The organism is Halomarina halobia, assembly GCF_029338575.1.
Taxonomy (GTDB): domain Archaea; phylum Halobacteriota; class Halobacteria; order Halobacteriales; family Haloarculaceae; genus Halomarina; species Halomarina halobia.
The window spans coordinates 92262-111166 of sequence record NZ_CP119993.1; the positions used below are offsets into that span (position 1 = coordinate 92262).

The 18905-nt window shown below is 65.9% G+C and carries 18 protein-coding genes; 13 read left to right on the forward strand and 5 right to left on the reverse strand.

All coding sequences use genetic code 11. The features are described 5' to 3' along the window. Positions 1-87 precede the first annotated feature (87 nt). From P1K31_RS16005 to P1K31_RS16015, 3 genes are all read left to right on the forward strand, one after another. Positions 88-867 (forward strand): phytanoyl-CoA dioxygenase family protein, encoded by a 780-nt coding sequence (locus tag P1K31_RS16005; protein WP_276306310.1) that lies wholly within the window; start codon positions 88-90, stop codon positions 865-867. Beyond that, complete coding sequence (locus P1K31_RS16010) at positions 868-2214, forward strand: NRAMP family divalent metal transporter (RefSeq protein ID WP_276306311.1); 1347 nt, start codon at positions 868-870, stop codon at positions 2212-2214. It abuts the gene before it with no gap. A gap of 119 nt (positions 2215-2333) precedes the next feature. Then, entirely contained in the window at positions 2334-3080 is a 747-nt protein-coding gene (locus P1K31_RS16015) for an SDR family NAD(P)-dependent oxidoreductase (RefSeq protein WP_276306312.1), read from the forward strand. Between the two features lie 30 nt (positions 3081-3110). Here the strand turns inward: P1K31_RS16015 and P1K31_RS16020 are convergent, their stop codons facing one another. From P1K31_RS16020 to P1K31_RS16035, 4 genes are read right to left on the reverse strand one after another with little or no spacing between them, the layout of a single operon-like run. Next, a complete protein-coding gene (locus P1K31_RS16020) occupies positions 3111-4487 on the reverse strand; it encodes an aldehyde dehydrogenase family protein (RefSeq protein ID WP_276306313.1) in 1377 nt (458 codons plus the stop codon). 1 nt (position 4488) lies between these two features. After that, positions 4489-5553 (reverse strand): phenylacetate--CoA ligase family protein, encoded by a 1065-nt coding sequence (locus tag P1K31_RS16025; RefSeq protein WP_276306314.1) that lies wholly within the window; start codon positions 5551-5553, stop codon positions 4489-4491. Beyond that, positions 5550-6989, reverse strand: a complete 1440-nt coding sequence (locus P1K31_RS16030; protein ID WP_276306315.1) for a sodium:solute symporter family protein — start codon at positions 6987-6989, stop codon at positions 5550-5552. The genes P1K31_RS16025 and P1K31_RS16030 overlap by 4 nt, the downstream gene beginning before the upstream one ends. Beyond that, complete coding sequence (locus P1K31_RS16035; RefSeq protein ID WP_276306316.1) at positions 6986-7192, reverse strand: hypothetical protein; 207 nt, start codon at positions 7190-7192, stop codon at positions 6986-6988. Before P1K31_RS16035 ends, P1K31_RS16030 begins: the two co-directional genes overlap by 4 nt. Before the next feature lie 85 nt (positions 7193-7277). Between P1K31_RS16035 and P1K31_RS16040 the strand changes: the two genes are divergently transcribed. From P1K31_RS16040 to P1K31_RS16055, 4 genes are all read left to right on the forward strand, one after another. Continuing rightward, on the forward strand, positions 7278-8192 hold the full coding sequence (locus tag P1K31_RS16040) for a thiamine-phosphate synthase family protein (RefSeq protein WP_276306317.1): 915 nt from the start codon (positions 7278-7280) through the stop codon (positions 8190-8192). Between the two features lie 276 nt (positions 8193-8468). Then, on the forward strand, positions 8469-9080 hold the full coding sequence (locus P1K31_RS16045) for a helix-turn-helix transcriptional regulator (protein WP_276306318.1): 612 nt from the start codon (positions 8469-8471) through the stop codon (positions 9078-9080). A 421-nt stretch (positions 9081-9501) separates the two neighbouring features. Beyond that, complete coding sequence (locus P1K31_RS16050) at positions 9502-9828, forward strand: hypothetical protein (RefSeq protein WP_276306319.1); 327 nt, start codon at positions 9502-9504, stop codon at positions 9826-9828. A 160-nt stretch (positions 9829-9988) separates the two neighbouring features. Next, on the forward strand, positions 9989-10249 hold the full coding sequence (locus P1K31_RS16055) for a DUF411 domain-containing protein (RefSeq protein WP_276306320.1): 261 nt from the start codon (positions 9989-9991) through the stop codon (positions 10247-10249). A 164-nt stretch (positions 10250-10413) separates the two neighbouring features. On the opposite strand, the gene P1K31_RS16060 is transcribed toward P1K31_RS16055, so the two are convergent. Then, positions 10414-11640: an outer membrane protein assembly factor BamB family protein gene (locus P1K31_RS16060; RefSeq protein ID WP_276306321.1), complete on the reverse strand. Its 1227-nt coding sequence runs from the start codon at positions 11638-11640 to the stop codon at positions 10414-10416. A 133-nt stretch (positions 11641-11773) separates the two neighbouring features. Between P1K31_RS16060 and P1K31_RS16065 the strand changes: the two genes are divergently transcribed. The 6 genes from P1K31_RS16065 to P1K31_RS16085 all read left to right on the forward strand — a co-directional run bounded on the left by P1K31_RS16065 (position 11774) and on the right by P1K31_RS16085 (position 18886). Further along, positions 11774-13168, forward strand: a complete 1395-nt coding sequence (locus P1K31_RS16065; RefSeq protein WP_276306322.1) for a hypothetical protein — start codon at positions 11774-11776, stop codon at positions 13166-13168. Positions 13169-13375: 207 nt separating this feature from the next. Beyond that, positions 13376-13507, forward strand: coding sequence for a DUF7471 family protein (locus P1K31_RS22110; protein ID WP_438268328.1), 132 nt, complete (start codon positions 13376-13378; stop codon positions 13505-13507). A 145-nt stretch (positions 13508-13652) separates the two neighbouring features. Then, entirely contained in the window at positions 13653-14831 is a 1179-nt protein-coding gene (locus P1K31_RS16070; RefSeq protein ID WP_276306323.1) for a hypothetical protein, read from the forward strand. A gap of 1476 nt (positions 14832-16307) precedes the next feature. Continuing rightward, positions 16308-16475 carry a DUF1931 domain-containing protein gene (locus P1K31_RS16075; protein WP_276306324.1) on the forward strand — a complete coding sequence of 56 codons (168 nt, stop codon included), beginning with the start codon at positions 16308-16310 and terminating at the stop codon, positions 16473-16475. A 273-nt stretch (positions 16476-16748) separates the two neighbouring features. After that, the gene (locus P1K31_RS16080; protein ID WP_276306325.1) at positions 16749-17096 is read left to right on the forward strand and encodes a hypothetical protein; all 348 of its coding nucleotides are present in this window, start codon (positions 16749-16751) and stop codon (positions 17094-17096) included. Positions 17097-17644: 548 nt separating this feature from the next. Next, positions 17645-18886 (forward strand): YkvI family membrane protein, encoded by a 1242-nt coding sequence (locus tag P1K31_RS16085; RefSeq protein WP_276306326.1) that lies wholly within the window; start codon positions 17645-17647, stop codon positions 18884-18886. Positions 18887-18905: the final 19 nt, after the last annotated feature.

An 18905-nucleotide genomic window follows, 5' to 3' on the forward strand; every position in this document is an offset into this window, starting at 1 on the left:
CCGACGGACCCCGGCCGTCGCTCCGGACCGCGAGCCTCGGGCCTCGAACACCACAAGAGTAATCACCTAGAAGTAAAACTGAGTGGTATGTCGCTTACCGACGAGCAGTTCGAGCAGTACCAGCGAGAGGGGTACGTCGTCGTCGAGAACGTTCTCACCGCGGACGAGGTCGAACGGGTCCGGCGTCGACTCGACGACTACGTCACGGGGGAGCGCGAGGAGCGTCAGTTCGGTCGGATGCTCGAACCCGCGGCCGAGGAGGACGGGTTCGAGTTCGACCGTCCGGGCGACCCGGTCCGTAAGTTCGAGGGGGTCGGGATGGTGCGCGAGGACGACGTCTTCCGCGAGGTGGCGTTTCACGACGGCGTCGTCGAGGCCGTGACCCAGTTACAGGGGCCGAACCTGAAGCTGCTGCGGAGCGCGGCCATGCTGAAGCCTCCCGGCGTCGGCAGCGAGAAGAAGTTCCACCAGGACGCGGCCTACTATCCGATCCGTCCGATGGACCACGTGACGGTCTGGATCGCGCTCGACGAGGCGACGACCGAGAACGGCTGCATGCAGGTGGTCCCCGCCGCGCACACGGACGGTCTGCTCCGCCACGAGGAACTCGAGTACGAAACGGACATCGCGCTCGCCGGGTCCGACTACGGGGAGCGCGACACCGTAGCGCTCCCGATGGGACCGGGGGACGCCCTGTTCCAGCACTGCCTGCTCCCCCACTACACCGCGCCCAACGAGAGCGAGCGCTGGCGGCGGGCGTTCATCGTCGCCTACATGCGCGCCCGGTCGCGATTCACCACGGAGGACCCCCCGGAGTGGGTGGACAGCCTGCGCGTGACCGGCGAGGAGTTCCCCGGGTGCGTGTAGATGGTCGCGTTCGACCGCGTCGAGTCCTACGTCGCCCGGATGGGGCCGGCGTGGCTCGCCGGGGCCATCGCCGCCGGCCCGGCCACGATGGCGAGCCTCGTCACCGCCGGCGCGGGCTTCGGCTACGCGCTCCTGTGGATCGTCGTCCTCTCGGCGGGGCTCGGCGCGCTCTCCCAGTACCTCGCGATGCGGCTCGGCCTGCTGACCGAGGCGGGCATCGTCTCGGTCGTCGAGGAGCGACTCGGCAGCGGCTGGGCGTGGCTGCTCGTCGCCGACACGGTGCTGGCCTCCGGACTCGCGCAGCTCGTGATCATGAAGACGGTCGCCGACGTGTCCGCGACCGTCACCGGCCTCGATGCCCGCCTGTGGGCCGTCTGCTGGGGGCTCGTCCTCGCCGCCGGCCTGGCCGGCGGCGGCTACCGCATCGCCGAACTCGGGGCGAAGGTGCTCGTCTCGCTCGTCGTCCTCGCCTTCGTCGCCTCGCTGCTCGTCGTTCCCGTCGACGTCCCCGCCGCGGCGACTGGACTCGTCCCGGGAATCCCCGCGGGCGTCGACGGCGCGCTCGTCGCCGCGGGGATCCTCGGCGGGGCCGTCCACATCACGCTCGTGACGATGCACTCCTACACCATGCGGGCCCGCGGGTGGACCCGCGAGGAGTACGGCCTCGCCACCTTCGACATCGGCGCGTCCATGCTCGCGGCCTTCGGCGTGTACAGTCTCGGGATCTTCCTCGTGGCGGCGACCGTGTTACACGACCCGAGCGTCTCGGCCGGGGGGTTGACCGCGACCGCGGCCGCACAGGCGCTCGGCCCGCTCGTCGGGGAACACGCGAAGTGGCTGTTCCTCCTCGGGCTGTGGGGGGCGGCCGTCTCGACGCTCGGCGGGAACACGGTCGTCCCGCCGTACCTCCTCGCGGACAAGCTGGGCTGGGAGCGCGACGTCTCCGACCCGCGCTATCGGGGTGCGATCGTCGTCACCGCGCTCGCGGGGATCGGCGGGGTGTTCGTCGGCGGGCAGTTCTTCCCGCTGCTCGTCCTGACGCTCGCGTTCGGCCTCGTCGGGACGCCGTTCGCGCTCGCGCTCGTTCTCTACCTCCTCAACGACGGCGAGGCGGTCCCCGAGAGGACCCCGACGGCCACCAACGTCGGCGGCGTCGTGCTGATCGCCGTCACCGCGATCACGGCCGGGGCGTTCCTGCGCGAGCAGGTCGCGGGCGGGTTCGACCCGATAACGCTGTTCGTCCTCCTGTTCGCCGTCGCGCTCGGGGTCGCGACGCTGTTCCTGCTCGCGCTGTTCGTCCGCGAGCGGCTCGCCGGTGACGATCCCGCGGTCAGCTCCGCCGACTGAGCGCGCCGATTGCTAGTTTCCGAACGGATCGCCCCGCTCGAATCTGTCGCGTCACCCGAGGCGAAGCGTGAGGCCGACGGGACTGTTACTGTTATTCGTCGTCCCGTTCTACGGCGCGCATGGACGAAGCGAACACGGGGGCGCTCGTGACCGGCGGATCGGGGGCGATCGGGTCGGCCGTCGCCGCGGAACTCGCCCGCGCCGGCATGGACGTCACCGTCGGCTACCGCTCCGATACGGCCGGCGCGAACGCCGCCGCCGCCGCCGTCCGGGAGCACGGACGCGACGCGCAGATCGTCGAGGCCGACGTCACCGACCCGGCGGCGGTCGGGCGGTTGGTCGAGCGCACGGTCGAACTCGGACCGCTCGGGGTCGTCGTCAACAGCGCCGGCGTCACCGAACCGCACGCGATCGAGGAGCTGTCGTCCGAGGCGGTGCGCCGGAGCCTCGCGGTGAACGCCGAGGGCGCGATAGCCGTCGCGCGCGCCGCGGTGCCGCGGCTCCGCGCGCACGGTGGCGCGATCGTCAACGTGAGCAGCGTCGCCGCCGAGATCGGCACCGTCGACGTCTCCTACGCGACGTCGAAAGCCGGCGTTCTCGGAGCGACGAGAGCGCTGGCCCGCGAACTCGGCGGCGACGGCATCAGGGTGAACGCGGTCTGCCCCGGGCCGGTCGACACGCCGATGAACGACGCGATCCTCGAACACCTCGAATCGCGGCGGTTCCGCGGTCACCGGACGGTCGACGCGCTCCTGGACCGCTACGAGGCCCAGCCCGAGGAGGTCGCGACCGCGGTCCGTTTCCTCGCGACTCACGAGTTCGTCACCGGCGAGACGCTCCGCGTCGACGGCGGCCTCTCGCTCTAGGGACCACGGGACCACAGGGGGCGGCCCGCGTCAGGGGTCGTACGTCGTCGTCTCGTAGAGGAACGAGGCCAGGTACTCCTCGTGGGTCTCTCGCAGGTCCACGGCGGCCGGGTACCGCCCCCCGTACACCTTTCTGACGCGTGGGGACCGGACGAGCCGCCGCGTCACGCCCTCGTCGCCGATACACACGCCGAGATACGACCGGCCGAGTTCGCCGGGGATCGCCTTCGCCGGGAGCCGCGTCACGCCGGCGAACGGGAACGGGAGTTCGTCGACGAGCCCGTCGATCCGGAGCACCGTCGGTCGGAGCACGGCCGCCCCGTGCGCCTCGATCCGACGCGGACCCTCGCGGTACGCCGCGGTGACGTCCGTTCCGCCGCCGGCCTCGATCCGGTCGTCGATCGCCTCGGCGGTCGCGGGGTCGGGGAAGGCGGGGACGTCCGCGTCGGGCGACTCGACCGGACCGATCGGGGCGTCGGCGACGCGTCGGGCGAGTCCGTCGGCGAGCGCGTCGGCGTCGCACGCCCCCGTCGCGACGATCCGGGTGAGGTTGTAACACGTTCGACCGCCGGCGCGGACGATCCCGCGCGCGAGCGTGTCGAGTTCGCCGTCGGTCGGCTCGCGGGCGACGACCGCGACGCTGTTCCCCGGGCCGTACGTCTCGACCGTCGGATCGTCACGGAACGGCGCGACGGCTCGGTCGTCGCCGAACGCCATCCCGTGATCGGCCTCCAGGAGGACGGTTTCGCCGACCGACCGCGCGCCGGGCAGGACGTGGATCGCCTCCGGCGGCAGGCCGGCGTCGAGCAGCGCCCGCGCGAGCCGGACCGCGGTGAACGGGTCGCGGTCGGACGGGCGGACGACGATGGGGATCTTCATCGCGAGCGCCAGTGCGGGCCAGGCGTACACGCCGGGGTCGTTGCCGGGCATGAGTGCGCCGAGGACCCGGACCCGCGGTGCGAACGCGAGCCCGACGTTCCGCTCGCGGGTGTACGCCGGATCGTCGTACACGTCGAGGTCGGCGGTCGGCGACTGCGCGCGCAGCGCCTCGCCGGCGTGGCGTAACCCGTAGGCGAGCCAGTGAGCGCCGACGCGAACCCAGCCGACCGGCATCCCGGTCGCGCGGGCGACCCGCCGTTCGTACCCCGCGGCGTCGGTTCCGGGCGGTCCGACGCCCTCGAACCGGAGACTCGCCTCCCCGAGGATGGCGAGCAGTTCCCGGACCGGCAGCGCTCGCAGCGAGTCGAATCCCTCCTCGCGAGCCGTCTCGACGGCGTCGCGGACGGAGACGCGTGGGGTGCGCGAGACGTCGGCGATCGGCCCGTCGATCCCTCCCAGCGTCGTCGTCCGGAGCGTCTCGGTCTCGCCGCCGGAGATCACCGGCACCGTCGGGCGCCGGTCTACCACCTCAGTACACCCCCTCGATCCCCCTCGAAGCGGCGTCGGTGGCCGGCGCGGGGTCGCGCAGCCAGTCCCACTCCAGCGGGGCCTCCCCTCGGACGCGGGTCGCCTCGTCGCGCTCGGACAACAGCGGGATGAAGAACTCCTCGTTGAGCACGGTCACCCGCACCCGGCCGCGCTCGCCGTAGTCGACGAGGTCGTCGCCGTCGACGACTTCGGGGACGAAGTACGGGTAACAGGGGGCGTAATCGAGGCTGTAGTCCCGCCCGTCGGCCGGCCGAAGGTGGAAGGGCTCTTGGGCGACGCCCATCAGCGTGTTGCCGTACTCGCCGACGAAGGCGACGTCGGCGTACCACTCCTCGCGGAAGACGCGGTGGGTGTCCGGATCCAGCGCCGTCCCGCCGTGGTAGACCGCCTCGACGGAGGTGTCGGCGACGAGGTCGCGGACGGCGGTACGTTCGAGCAGCCGCGAGGTCGTGAACAGGACGGTGACGCGCTGGGTGTCGAGTACCCGCCCTGCCTGCTCGATCAGGTGATCGACGTAGTCGTCGAGCCGGGTCGGATCCGACCGGGCGAGACGTTTCGCCCACCGCGGATCCATGTTGACGTAGAAGGGTAACGCGTCCCACGCGGCGGCCAGATGCCGGACGAACGTGCCGGCGTTGTTCGCCCCGCCGGGCGGGCCGAGCATGAGTACGTTCCCCGTCGGAAACCCACCCGCTGCGAGCAGGTCGGCGGCCCACTCGGCCTGTTCGCGCCAGTACTCCGCCATCACGACGCGCTTCGGCGCGCCGGTCGTACCGCCGGTCTCGTAGACCCGGCGGGTGCCGGTCAACGAGCGCGGCGCGAATTCCTCGACCGGCAGCGTCCGGAGGACATCCTCGTCGAACGGCTCGAACACCCGGCGAATGTCGGCGAACCCGTCGATCTCGGCGCGGACGTCGACGCCCCGGTCTGCGGCCCACTCGAGCCAGTACGGCGTTCCCGTCTCGGGGTCGAAGTGCGTCCCGATCACCGCCCGCGTCCACGCGTCGAGGTCGGCGTCGGTCGCCGCGTACGGGTTCGTCGTCATCCCGTTTCGGCCCCCGTCGCGACGGATTCGGTTCCCCGGGCGGTGAGCAGCGACCCGCCGACGAGCGCCAGACACGCCGCGGCCAGCGCCGGAACGAACGGCATGAAGCCGAACGCCGGCGCGGGGCCGAAGGCGCTCGCGAGGAAGTACCCCTGGCCGACGAGCACGGCGCCGAGCGCCCCCGACGCCGTCGCCCGCGGCCAGTACAGCGCCGCCAGGAACACCGGGAGCAGCAGCGCGTTCCCCTGGATGAAGTAGACGGCGAGTTCGACGATGGTCCCCAGTTGCGGCAACGCCAGCAGGTAGCCGCCGGCGAGGAGAACGGCGACGGTGAGCTGACCGACGCGCGTTTCGGCGGCGTCGGAGGCGTCCGGTTCGACGTGGTCGCGGTACAGGTCCCGGGAGACGAGCGACGACAGCGTCAGCGCGAGGCTGTCCGCGGTGCTCATCATGGCGGCGAGGGCGCCGCCGACGATCACGCCGACGAGCCACGCGGGCGCGTACGACTGCAGGAGCGCCGGGACGACGGCGTCGGGGTCGTCGACCGCCGGAACCAGCTCGGTCCCCCAGACGCCGAGGAGGACGGGGACGACGGCGGCGACGAGCACCATGATCGGCCACCACAGCATCAGCGCCCGGAACGATCGTTCGTCCCGGGCAGCGAAAAAGCGCTGGAACATCTGCGGGTAGGCGACGATCGCCATCGCGTTCATCAACAGGAACGAAACCCAGATTCGCGGCGTGAAGAACCCCTGCTGGCCGGCGGGGGTCAGCAGCTCCGTCGACGTAGCCAATCGCTCCGTGATCCCGACGGGATCGATCGCGGGGAGAACGTAGACGAACGCGACGCAGAGAAACGTCACGAGGACGATCCCCTGGAGGACGTCCGACCACGCGACGCCGCGGAGGCCGCCGAGCGCGAGGTAGACGCCGGTGACGCCGGTGACGACGAGTGCGCCGGCCCAGAACGGTACGGCCCCCTCGGAGATCGTCTCGAACAGCAGGCCGCCGCCCATCGCCTGAACGGCGAGATACGGGATCGCCCAGGCGAACTGGACGGCGAGGACGGTCAGCTTCACCGCGTCGCTGTCGAACGTATCGCCGAGGAGTTCGGTCGGCGTGATGTAGCCGGCCGCGCGGGTGCGACGCCACGCCCGCAGTCCGATCAGCGCGAGCGGGATCCCGGCGATCGCCTCGACGCCGATCATCGCGAACCACGCCACGCCGTGGATGTATCCGAACCCGGCGCTGCCGAGGAAGACGAACGCGCTCATCAGCGTCGCGAACGTCGTCAGCGGGAACACGACGCGCCCGAGCGTCCCGCCGGCGAGGAAGTACTCCGCCGGCGTCGCGCCGGTGTGGCGGTACCCGTACCAGCCGATGGCGAGCGTGACGAGGAGGTAGACGGCCGTGATCGCTACGGCGACCGCGCTCATCCGTCACCCTCCAGGGGCCATCCCGCGGCGACCGCGACGACGGCTACCCCGATCGAGGCGAGGATCGAGAGGAGCACGACGACGCCCCACGCCGGTAAGACCCAGAGGATCGGTTCGACCGGTAACACCGACGCGCCTGCGACCACGGCGAACAGGACCGCGAACCCGATCCAGAGCCCGCGGTCGAGCGCGTTCACACCCATGCTAAAACTCTATTATATTACTGCGTTATAGTCGTGCCGGTACGAGTGAGGGTCGTTAATACGGGCCGCGTCCGAAGGGCGTGGCATGTCGCTGCGATTGCCGAGCGAGATCGTCGTCGAGCGGTTCCTTCCGACCGTCCGGGCGATGCTCGCCGTCGAACTCGACGCCCGGGGGCTCACCCAGCAGGAGATCGCCGCTCATCTGGGGGTGACGCAGGCCGCCGTGAGCAAGTACGTCGGCGGCGGCGGGACGATCGAGGAGCGGTTCCGCGAGGACCCGCGGACGCGAGAGACCGTAGCGCGGATCGCGGAGGGGTTCGAGACGGGGACGATGGACGGGTACGAGGCGCTCGCGGAACTGTTGGGGTTGATCCGGGCGTTCGAGGACCGCGGCCCGATCTGCGAACTCCACGAGGAGGCGATGCCGGAACTGCGGGGACTCGGCTGTGATCTCTGCGTCCGGGGCGAGGACGCGACGGTACGGGCCGAGCGCGAGGCCCTCGACGCCGTCCGCCGGGCCGCACGGCGTCTCGCGACGGCACCGGGGGTGGCGGCGTACGTTCCCAACGTCGGCACTAACGTGGGGGCGGCGCTCCCCGGCGCGACCGACGAGAGCGACGTTGCGGCGATTCCGGGCCGGATCTACGCCGTCGCCGGGCGCGTCGAGGTGCCCGCGAATCCGGAGTTCGGCGCTTCCCGCCACGTCGCGAGCGTCATCCTCGCGGCCGCGGCCGTCGATCCGTCGATCCGCGGCGGCATCAACGTCGCAACCGACGATCGGCTGCTCGCGGCGGCGCGCGATCGCGGGATCGAGCCGCAGTCGTTCGACGCCGGCTACGACGACCGCGACGAACGGCTCCGCGAGTTGTTCGAACGCCGCGGCGTCGCCCGGGTGCTCTATCACGAGGGGGACTTCGGTATCGAACCGATCACCTACGTCCTCGGCGAAACGCCCCTCGACGCCGCCGAACTACTCGTCGCGTTGGTCGAAGCGACGTAGGCCGTTCGCGGTTCGTGTGAGCGCCGACGTTCCGTCCCTCTCCCCCGCTCGGCGCTCGGCGGTGCTTCAGAGGGAAACACCATGAGTACGACGCCGGCCGAGCGCGTCTCGGTGAGCATTCCGCAACCGAAAGTCGTACTCGGTGGTTCCGAGACGTATTCGGTCCGGTTGTGGTCGTGGTCGGTGACCTGCTCGCGTACAGCGTCAAACGAGATCCGTACACCCGTGCCAGGGTGAATCGAACACGTAAACCGAGAGGCAGCGAAAGGGACACCGATGGTCACACTCAAGACAATCGACCGACTCATCGGCCTCCTCGCAATCGGGGTCGTCCTATTCGGGAGCTACAGTTGGTGGCGAGCGACGCGGCAGGCACTCGCACGGGACGGGATGATGGGCCAGATGATGGAAACGGTGCCGGGGATGACCCCGGTCTGGTATCTCTTCGGGACGCTCATCGCAGTGAGCGTCGTGCTCGGCGTCTACGTTACCAGCCGGAAACAACTCGCTGATATGCTCTCGACATCGACCCCAGCGGGCACAGCGGCAGCTAACCGCGACGAGTCCGACACGTCCACAGGCCCTCACAGTCGCTCGTCCGAGCGTGCGTCGGAGCAATCCTCTCAGGAGTTGTCGATGGATGGTTCGTCCTCGGAACGACCCTCTGCACTGACGCTTCTCCCGGAGGACGAACGACGCATCATCGAACCGATTCTGGAATCACCCGGTCTGACGCAGGTCGAACTTCGAGGACGCTCGGACTTCTCGAAGGCGAAGGTCAGCCAATCCGTGAGCGAACTCGAGGACCGAGGGTTGATCTACCGCGAGAAGCAGGGACGGACGTATCGCGTCTATCCCGGCGAACTACTGAAAGAACGCTACTCGTGATCGAGTTCGGACAGCACTCTCTGCTCATCGTGGCCTGTGCACTGGCGTGCTCGTCCTCTGTGCTCCGCGTCGTGTCGGGTTGCTCCCTACCTATCTCGCCTACTTTACTACCCACGGTGAGGGCGGGACCGAAGCCCCTCTACTCGAGTCCACACCGTGAAACCTTCACCGCCTCGCCCGCGTTCTCGGTGTTCTCGCCCCGAGTCTGTTCCTCGCTGGCGCGATTCCGTTGTCCTACTGGCTGTTGCCAGGTCACGTATTCAGTCGCCTATCTACCGTCCCGTACCGCTGGAAACGGCTGCGATGAACGATCCTCTCCGAGAGACACGCTCAGAGCCGCGTATAAACGATCTAGGCCGATCTCCTCGCATCGTTCACGCCCACAGCCATAAATCCGGAGCAGTCCTACGAGCGGGTGTTGGTGAACGACAACATGCGCACTTTCACACTCGCGATAACAGCCGTCCTTGCGATCCTCCTGCTTGCCGTGGGTGCCGCCGCCGCACACGGAATGAACAGCAGCGCTGCTGACCACGATACTGGACCCCACAACGGCACCGCGGCCGGGTGGGCTACCTGGATGGAACAACACATGACCGAGCAGATGGGCGCGCAGACGGCCGCGCAAGTGCAAGATCGGGCGGGTATGAGCCACGAGGAGATGGACGAGTACATGGCATCTCACCGGAACGGTTCGACGATGAACGGGATGATGCACGGTGGTATGTCCGGAATGGACTGTCACTGAGCGTCGGTCCATTCGAACGCTCCCGATCGTGATCAGTCAGAGTGGTATTCCGTCCGTGGACTCCCTCCGGGAGCGTGCACGCACCCTTCGTTTGATCTGACTCCCCCTTCGGATCAACAGTCACTCACGCGACGCCGTCCGCTCCGAATAGCGAGCAGTGGTGCTCTCGTGGGACTCGCTGGCTGCTGTCCCTGAGGACGTTGAGAGCTGCCACACGATGGACACCGGGTCGTACTTCGTGGAAGGGCACGTCCCCCGCGAGGCCATCGGCAAGTTGGCCGCGGAGGAACCGGACATCGCCGGCATCGCCCTGCCCGACATGCCCGCTGGATCGCCGGGAATGCCGGGCGAAAAAACCGAAGCGTTCGCCATCTACGCCATCTCTAAAGACGGCTCCTACCGCGAGTTCATACGGTTATAACGCTTTGTGCTGGGCGGCTAGTGACTTTGCGTCCTTGGACATGTCATAACGGCTGTACCTCACACAAGGTCCGAAATAATCGCCGACATCGTTGTTAAATAGGCCAGCTTCGGGTCCGCGTCTCTCCATGGAGCGGTAAGGGTGTCGGTGGTCTTTGGAGGCGGTTACCCCGTCTCGAATGAGAGCGCAACGACGCGACCGTCGCCGTAGATGACGAGGATTTCGTCATCGCCATCACCGTCGATATCGACGAGTGTCGGGTTAGTCTTGATCGGTACCTCTCGTTCATACGTTGCCACCTGCTCACCGGTCGCGGGATCGACAACCACGACGACGCCCTCGGAGGTCCCGGCAACCAGTTCAGACGCTTCGTCTCCGTCGATATCTCCGAGCGCGGGCGGTGGCGTAATCCTCTGTTCAGCCCCGGGTAAGCGTGTTGTCCATTCGGTGACCCCGTCAGTCGCATTGAGCGCGATGAGCGTCCCACCGCTGGCACCGACGTACACCTCCGGCGTGTCGTCGGCATCACCGTCGCCGACCGCGTGGAGCGCGGGCGTTCCGTCAAACGTACGCGACCACTGTATCTCTCCAGCCCCCCCGTCGAGTGCGTACACTGTGTTGTCGACGTTGTCGGCGATGAAGAGTTCAGGAGCCGTATCCGCGTCGGCCTGGCCAGTGGCCATCCAAAGGCTCGAGACGTTTGTTCGCCACACTTGCTCGCCATCGGGCTCGAGCAGGAACACGGATTCTCCGGTGGCGACTGCGATCTCTGACGCCCCATCCCCATCGAAATCATCGACGGCCGGATCGGCCCACACCGTACTTCCGAGTTCACGATCCCAGGCGGTCGATCCATCCGCGCGGATCATGAAAAGGTGCCCGGAGAGATCCACTACAACGATCTCCCTTCCCGGTGCTGATAGGAGATCAGCGACGGCCGGTCTGCTGTAGCCGAGTTCAGACGTTGAGTGTCGCCATACTTCGGCACCGGTGACGGCGCTATGGACCGTGAGAGTGCGATCTCCTCGGACGATCAGGACCTCAGCAGTCCCATCGTCATTGACATCAGCGATTGTCGGACTCGGGAGTGCGTGGTTCGTGCAGTTCGCTGGCGGTACTCCTGCACGCCACATCACAGCGCCGGTCGTTGCGTTGAGCCGCGCGAGCGAACAGGACGTTTCCGTGAGTTCGACGTCATCACCGATCTCGTTGAGTGGTGCTACGATGAGGACGCCAGCGTCCGTCCTCTCGGCAGCGACTGGATGATGGTTCGCCTGATAGTTCCGCGCCGTATCCGATACCCAGAGCTCCGTGAGGGTCCCACCGCTCCCGAGAATCTGGAATGCCCCGAGGACGCCGACGAGTATGAGAACGAAGAGGAGAGCAAACACCACGATGAACGTCCTTGGTTTCATCCAAGTGAAACGAGTGGAGGCGCTGCTAAAAGCCCGTTCATGTACGATCGCGAGGCGTCATTCGCGGTCTTTCGCTGGGCCTTTGATTGATCACCTACTGTAGCCACACATGAATCATACTCGTGATGTTCTCCTTGCGGCGCCTCTTTTTGTCATTATCATTTCAGGAACAGCGAGCGCCCATGAAGTCGGAGGACGGTTTACGGCCCCGATTCCACTCGAACTACTGTTTGGCGGTGCAGCGGTAACTGTTGCCATCACTGCCCTCTTGCTCGCCTTCACTGTGAACGAACCTCCCACAGATCCAACCGGCCTGTCTGTCGGGAGGGTTTCGCCGTCAGTCGCAACTGGGGCTCGTGTAGCTAGCCGCGGACTCTTCTTTATCGCGTTCGTCCTCGTCATCGTTATCGGTTTCCTGGGGAAGCAAGTGCAGGCAGAGAACTTCGCGACGATCTTCCTCTGGCCCGTCTGGCTGAAAGGAGTGGCTATCGTGTCGGCGCTTATCGGGAGCCCGTGGGCTGTCCTCTCACCCTGGAAAACGCTCTACGATGGCCTCGTGCATCTCGAAGGTGAACCGATAGCGGTTCTCGGGGAATATCCCTCATGGTTGGACGTGTGGCCAGCGCTCGGCGGGTTTCTCATTTGGATTGGAATCCTAGAAAATCTCACTGTCGCCCCCCGCTCTCCTCGTTTAACGGCGCTCCTCATCACCAGTTACACAGTCGTAATGCTCGTCGGTGGGCTCGCATTCGGTCCCCAATGGTTTCGACGGGCAGACGCGTTGGCCGTCCTCTACCGATTGTTCGGGCGCGTTGCTCCGATCACCCTCGAGTCGACTACTTCTGGCGGGTGTCGGATGGACCTGCGGTGGCCGTGGCTGGGATGTTTGTATTCGGTATCTAGCATCGCGGTGGCGGCGTTCGTCATTGCAACGGTGTACACGGTGAGCTTTGATGGATTTACTAGCACGCCGGAGTTCCAAATACTCCTCTTCGGTGTCAGAGAGGCCCTCGGTGTCGGACGGAGCGTGAGTGTCCTCCTCTATCTTCTCGGTTTCAGTGGGTTCGTAGCCGTCTTCATCTCCGTGAGTCGCCTCACGCAGCGCCTCGCCGGTGCGCAGCAGGTCGAGTGGGCAGTGGCTGTCTTCGCCTTCGCGCCGACAGTCCTGCCGATCGCGGCCGCCTACGAAATCGCGCACAACTATCCGTTCGTACTTGGGAACGCCGGCCAGCTAGTAGCCGTCCTCTGGTCGTTCATGGGGCTTGGGCACGGACCGTCGGTCGACCTGCTCGCCTGGCTATCACTCAGTGCGTACTGGTGGTCGCAAGTCCTGCTCATCGTCGTCGGACACATCGTTGCGGTGATCGCGGCCCATTACGTCGCCATGGCTCGCTATCCCACAGTCACGGCTGCCCGCCGCGGACACGTTCCGCTGACGCTCCTGATGATCGGCTACACCGTCCTCTCGTTGTGGATCGTCTCCCGACCGATCGTCACTGGATAGCAACACCGATGACGGATTCTGCGCGAATCACGACGTGTGGTCTGCGTATACCCGTTGTCGTTACTCGACGAAGGCCGCTCCTCCTGTCGACGTCTGTTGGTGTAGGATCCGTTCTCGAGCCTCGCCGTAGCAGCACTTGGACACCACCGCGCGCCGTCGTATCGGTCGTCACCCTCGCACCTGCGACCCTCCACTATCTGAGCCGCCATCACCAGACGTACGATCACAGGGGTCGTCGCTTCGACGACGCATCACCTCCTCGAACACGGGTTAGACGTCATCACACCTACACTACCGATCGTCAGCTATAGATCATCGTTTATACCGCTCGTCAGATGAATCTCTGCCCTTTGAGGGGGGAAATTCGGCACATAGAAGTCGATTCGTGCGCTGAGAGCTAGCGATGAGACTCGGGACACCGTCAGACGAACAACGTACGGCACATCGACGGAGCATCGTCTATCGCTGTTCGCGTCTCCAGGCGGTGAGTCTCGGACTGTTACTCTTCATCGGTGTCAGTACTGTTCCGGGCGTCGTCTCTGCCCACGGGGGCGAACACACTCCGGGTATCCCGCAGTGGTACGGCCTCGTCGTTCTTCTCCTCGGATTCGGCGTCCTCGGCGCGAGCGTTGCGCTGAACCGCCGAGACCGACTGGCGAGGACTGAACACGCTCTCGCCGGCGTGTTCCTCGGCGTCGTCATCGCGGCTCTCGGCGGCATTCTGATCGTCCAACTCTCCCCCATTAACGAGTTATCGGGGAACACCATGCCGTTTTCGCGAACCTTATACCTCCCACTTGCCCTGGGCGTCGGGCTCGCGATCATCACGGCGAGCGTCTTTCTCGGTCAACTACGCTGGCCCACCCGGCCGCGATACGCGATCCTCGGCGGTCTGTTAGGACTGTGGGTCGCCTATCCCGCGCTCGTCCGTGGACTCGCCGTCTATCACCACCCAATCGGATACATGATTGCACTCGCCGTCCCACTGACGGTCGGCTACATCATCCGGCGCGACGGTCAGGACGTCCTCCGAGAGGTGGCACGGGATCCAGTCGCGCGGCGCTTCGGGTTCGGCGTGGGATTCGTCATGGTGATCTTTTTCATCTTCTCGACGGGCCTGCTCTCGTTCGTCCCCGAAGAGGGCATCATCAACGGTGAGACGACGATCCATACGCCAGCGTTCGTCGATACGGTTCCGACGGCGAATCCCCTCGTCGTCTGGCCGGCGGTTCAGTTCTGGTTCCCCCAAATCCCGCTCAGCGGCATGCTCTCCGTCGGGACGCTCCTGATCGTTGGACTCCTCGGCGCGCTTGTGAGCATGAACGCGATGCTCGCGGCCTATCAGTGGCTACGGGTCAAACGCACGTCCTCGACGCAGAGCGCAGCGGGCGCAGCAGCGCTCGTCGGCCCGAACACATGCGGGTGCTGCGGTCCGATGTTCGCACAGCTCGCCGTCGTACTCATCGGTCCCTCGGCTGCTGCTCCCCTGTATTGGCTGTTCGTGGATTTCTCGTCGCCGGTCGGCGCGTTCTTCTTCGTCGGGAGTGTTGCACTTCTCACTGGCGGCTTCGTCTATTCAGCGAACGCTCTTGCGCCGGACCTCTGTTCGATTTCTGCCGACGAGCACTCCCACGGTACGGAACAGATCAGAAGTTCGAATTAACCCCGCTTTCGTTCACTCGTGGGCTCTCTCCGAACGATACGAACACCCTGCGCCTCGACGTGGATGATCGGTTTGCCACTCGTAAGACGTCAGTAGTACATCTCCGGCGGATCCAGTACGATCAGGACCGGTGGCTCGGTGACTCAGTCCTCACGGACGTAGCACGACATACACACTTGAGAGACGACCCCTACGACGATTATATCCCTCGAGACAGGGACACCACGTGTCCACTGGAACTCGACCCAACGCACCCCTCTTACCACTGATCGAAGGAGCGATCCCTCTCGAGCGTTCGGTAAGACGATTCTACTGCTCAACTGGATCTGACACCGCTGGAAGTGACCCCTCTACCAGTATACCAGTCGTTGTGCAAGCGGTCGAGTGCACCCCCCGCATTTCGACCGCTGCGTTCCCGACGTGATCCGTTCACCGGCGAGAGCGCGAATCCGGCGTCGTCCCGGATCTAGCACGGACCTGGGCCTGTGGTACGACCACCGCCGGCGCTCTGTGCGTGTGGGGAGACCGGAGAACCAGGGAAGGACAGTCACACGTCGAAGCGTGGTTCGAACCGCTGAAACACCGGCCGACACTGTTCGGGCATCGGCTTCCCGACGATGGCTCCGGAGGAGAACAGCACGCTGGCCGACGACCCTCGTCGCACGGCCCGGACCGACCCTCGGGTAGCGTTCTACGCAGATGACATCGTAATTTTTATTACGAGCCGTGTACCCGATCCCTGTGGAGGAGACGCGAAGCCACCAGGGGTGCACCGGCAACTGCCGCTCGGAGAGGAGTTCCCCCACAACTCCGGGCATCTGTGCGCGTGACGCCCCGCCCGTGCTTCGGCCGTCCCTCCCCACCTGTGTTTCCGACCAACTCCGACGAGCGCGAGCCGCACGTAACTCCATGTGAGACACTGTCCAGTGTCCGGCGCTATTCTTTCGCGAGTGGGGTTCGCTGCGGGAGGTGCACTCGAACGGCGACTACTCCCCCGTCTGAATAGTCTACGCGAGGGTACCTTCTCAGGCAAGCTGAAGTATTAAGTGATACTCGCTACTCCTTGGATCCGAGTGTCTAGCGCACAGGTGGGAGGACGGTGGTCGCCCCCGGACGGTCAATTCCGTCCACGACTCGAGTAAGGTCACGGTCAGACGGTGGCGCTCACCGTGAGACCTCGTGCCCGACACTCGTCTTCTCGTTACCGGGTCCGTGGAGAGCCGCGTCGCCAGCGCTGTCGATGCGCTGGCGCTGCCGCACGCCGTGCGCCCACCGCCGATATCGCTCGTTCAGGTGGTCCCCGGGAGTCCCCTCGTCGGGGTCGAGCGTCCGCAGCTGCCGACCGAAATCGCCCCTCGTGGCGCTCTTGGACGGCGGCCGGGCTTCCAGTGCCGTTCGAGGGGACCGCTTCTCGCCGGGCGTTACCGCGAAGCACATAGATAATTTCAAGTATGTTCGGTCGGTAAATGCACGCGTATGACCGATCTGGTCGTCAAAAGCGCGGTCAAGGACAGGCTCGAGGACCACAACGTCGCGGCCGACTTCTACGATGCCCTGGACGGTCGGGTGTCGGCACTGCTCGACGATGCGGCCCGACGGGCAGACGCGAACGACCGCAAAACGGTACAGCCACGCGATCTCTGAGACCCACGGCCCGCGAGTGACCGTCGCGTGGGACCGCGACGGTCCGACGAGGGGTTCCGCGACGTCAACGATGTTCCCTCTCCCGCCCCGTTCTGTATCAGTCCCTCGGAGACGTCACCCGGGGTAACCCGTGTCCCGACGACTATTCCCTCGAATCCGTGACCGAGGAAGACGACTGCCCCTCCGTCGGCGAAGGGGCGCGGGACCCACGGAGCGGTGAATATCATCGTGTCCGTCAGTAGAGATTAGTAGTACTGGCCGGTAACGATCAGTGTGCTCTGGGATAAAGATTCACACGGGGATGCGTATGAATCGGAGGAGTCGGCCCTCTCGGAACAGTTCCTCGGCGAGGCGTACGACGCCCTCGGGGAGGTGTATCTGGCGTCAGTGGATCACGCTTCGGCGATCGAGGACCGGATTCAGGAGAAGACGCAGGAAGTCGAGCGACACACTCGGGAGATAGAACGACTGAACGAGGAGATCGAGCAGTTGAAACACGAGCACGAGCGGTTGGACGATATCCAGGGGAGGCTCATCGACGCACAACTGCTGGTCGAGGACGGAGAAGACGAGGAGGAAGAGGGGACCAGGGTAGCGATCGAAGACGAGGAAAGCGAGTGATCGGACGGCGTTACTCGTCCGGTGGCCGGTAGTCGCGGGCGGATATCGTCGGCATCGATCCCGCTCGATCACGACTCGCGGAAGTCGGATCCGTCACCCCGGCTACGGGACCGTGCTTCTCGGGGAGAGAGGTGGAGGAAGGGCGCGACCTGCCGCCGCCCTCCCCGACGCCATAGCTACCGTCGACCGATGATGTTCGTGCTGCCGCACTCGGGGCACTGCGTCATCCTCCCCAACGGCGGAACCTCGACGCGCCCCCACGTGGCGTCGCCGGCCGGCGCTTCGAAACCACACCGCAGACAACGTGACGTGACCGTGTCAACTGTGGTCATAGCCGGCGGTAGGAGCCCCTCCGTGTTAATTACTGTCCCCCACGTCCCGTGGCCCCCGACGAACCGCTTCTCCCGCCCGGTCGGGGCGACCGGCCCGGAACGTTCGTATACCCCGATAGTCCACCGTTCCGGACGGTTCGAGAGCCCGTTCGATCGACACTCCGTGCTATCGAGCGGACCGACACAATTATTGCCTCTAGCGTTACCTGTTAACGTATGGCAAGTCAAGTCGACCACCCCACATCGGATGTACAGGGTCTGACCGCTGTCTTCACTCGTCTCGTCGAGGGTCCGTTCGGGAAACTAGTCCTTCCCGCCATTATCCTCCAATCCGTGCTGATCGGCGGCGGGTACGCGAGCGGTCGGGAGATCGTCCAGTTCGGTGCCCGGTTCGGAGCGGCGGGGTGGATAGCCATCGTCGCGATCTTCGTCGGGTTCACCGTAATGGCGATCCTCACCTTCGAGTTCGCCCGCGTGTTTCACGTCTACGACTACAAGAGCTTCGTCAAGGGCCTCATCTGGAAGTTCTGGCCGTTGTTCGATCTCCTGTTCCTCGTGATGGCCGTCCTCATCATCGCGATCATGGCGTCCGCCGCCGGAGAGATCATGCAGCAGACGATCGGTATCCCCTATCTGGTCGGGATCGTCGGCATCATCGGGATCGTCGCCGTACTGACGTACTACGGGGCCCGGGTCATCGAGGAGTTCAAGACGGTCGGGACGATGCTCCTGTACGTCGGATATCTCACCTTCGGAGCGATCGTTCTCGTTGCCGTCTGGCCCGAGGTGACCGCGACGTTCGCGGCCGGGGATACCTCGTACGTCGCCGACGCGAGCGCGGACGCCGTACTGCTCTCGGGGATCCTCTACGTCGGGTACAACCTCGCGGTGTACCCGGCGGTGTTCTTCACCCTCCACCGACAGACGACGCGGCGCGAGGCGATCCTCTCGGGGGTACTCGCGGGCACGCTCATGACGCTCCCCTTCCTGCTGACGTACCTCTGTCTGATGGGGTTCTACCCCTCCGAGGACGTGATGGGGGCGCCCGTGCCCTGGTTACCGATGCTCGAGAGCGCCGGCGGCACGGTGGTGATCGGTCTCTACGGGCTCGTAGTCGGCTGGACGCTCGTCGAGACGAGCGTCGGGCTCATCCACGCGATCATCGACCGCGTGGACGAGGACCTCAAACAGATCGACGTCGGTCGCCTGGCGGGCGCCGACGGGCTGTCCCGAGTGCAGAGCGGACTGCTCGGTGCGGGTATCCTCGTCGGCGCGACGCTGCTGGCTCGCGTGGGCATCATCGAACTCATCGCCACGGGGTACACGCTGATGGCGTACTTCTTCATCGCGCTGTTCGCCGTGCCGTTGCTCACGATCGGCGTCTACCGCATCGCCAAGCCGGACTGGCGCGCCGAGTTCTGGAACCGGACGCAGCTTCGCTCTCGGAAACACGCGTAGTAATGACAGATAAATGACC

What these genes read in the sequence shown, in the direction of transcription:
- P1K31_RS16005 (WP_276306310.1), top strand. Translation starts at nt 88, where the DNA reads ATGTCGCTTACCGACGAGCAGTTCGAGCAGTACCAGCGAGAGGGGTAC.
- P1K31_RS16010 (WP_276306311.1), top strand. Translation starts at nt 868, where the DNA reads ATGGTCGCGTTCGACCGCGTCGAGTCCTACGTCGCCCGGATGGGGCCG.
- P1K31_RS16015 (WP_276306312.1), top strand. Translation starts at nt 2,334, where the DNA reads ATGGACGAAGCGAACACGGGGGCGCTCGTGACCGGCGGATCGGGGGCG.
- P1K31_RS16025 (WP_276306314.1), bottom strand. Translation starts at nt 5,553, where the DNA reads ATGACGACGAACCCGTACGCGGCGACCGACGCCGACCTCGACGCGTGG.
- P1K31_RS16030 (WP_276306315.1), bottom strand. Translation starts at nt 6,989, where the DNA reads ATGAGCGCGGTCGCCGTAGCGATCACGGCCGTCTACCTCCTCGTCACG.
- P1K31_RS16035 (WP_276306316.1), bottom strand. Translation starts at nt 7,192, where the DNA reads ATGGGTGTGAACGCGCTCGACCGCGGGCTCTGGATCGGGTTCGCGGTC.
- P1K31_RS16040 (WP_276306317.1), top strand. Translation starts at nt 7,278, where the DNA reads ATGTCGCTGCGATTGCCGAGCGAGATCGTCGTCGAGCGGTTCCTTCCG.
- P1K31_RS16045 (WP_276306318.1), top strand. Translation starts at nt 8,469, where the DNA reads ATGGTCACACTCAAGACAATCGACCGACTCATCGGCCTCCTCGCAATC.
- P1K31_RS16065 (WP_276306322.1), top strand. Translation starts at nt 11,774, where the DNA reads ATGAATCATACTCGTGATGTTCTCCTTGCGGCGCCTCTTTTTGTCATT.
- P1K31_RS16075 (WP_276306324.1), top strand. Translation starts at nt 16,308, where the DNA reads ATGACCGATCTGGTCGTCAAAAGCGCGGTCAAGGACAGGCTCGAGGAC.
- P1K31_RS16085 (WP_276306326.1), top strand. Translation starts at nt 17,645, where the DNA reads ATGGCAAGTCAAGTCGACCACCCCACATCGGATGTACAGGGTCTGACC.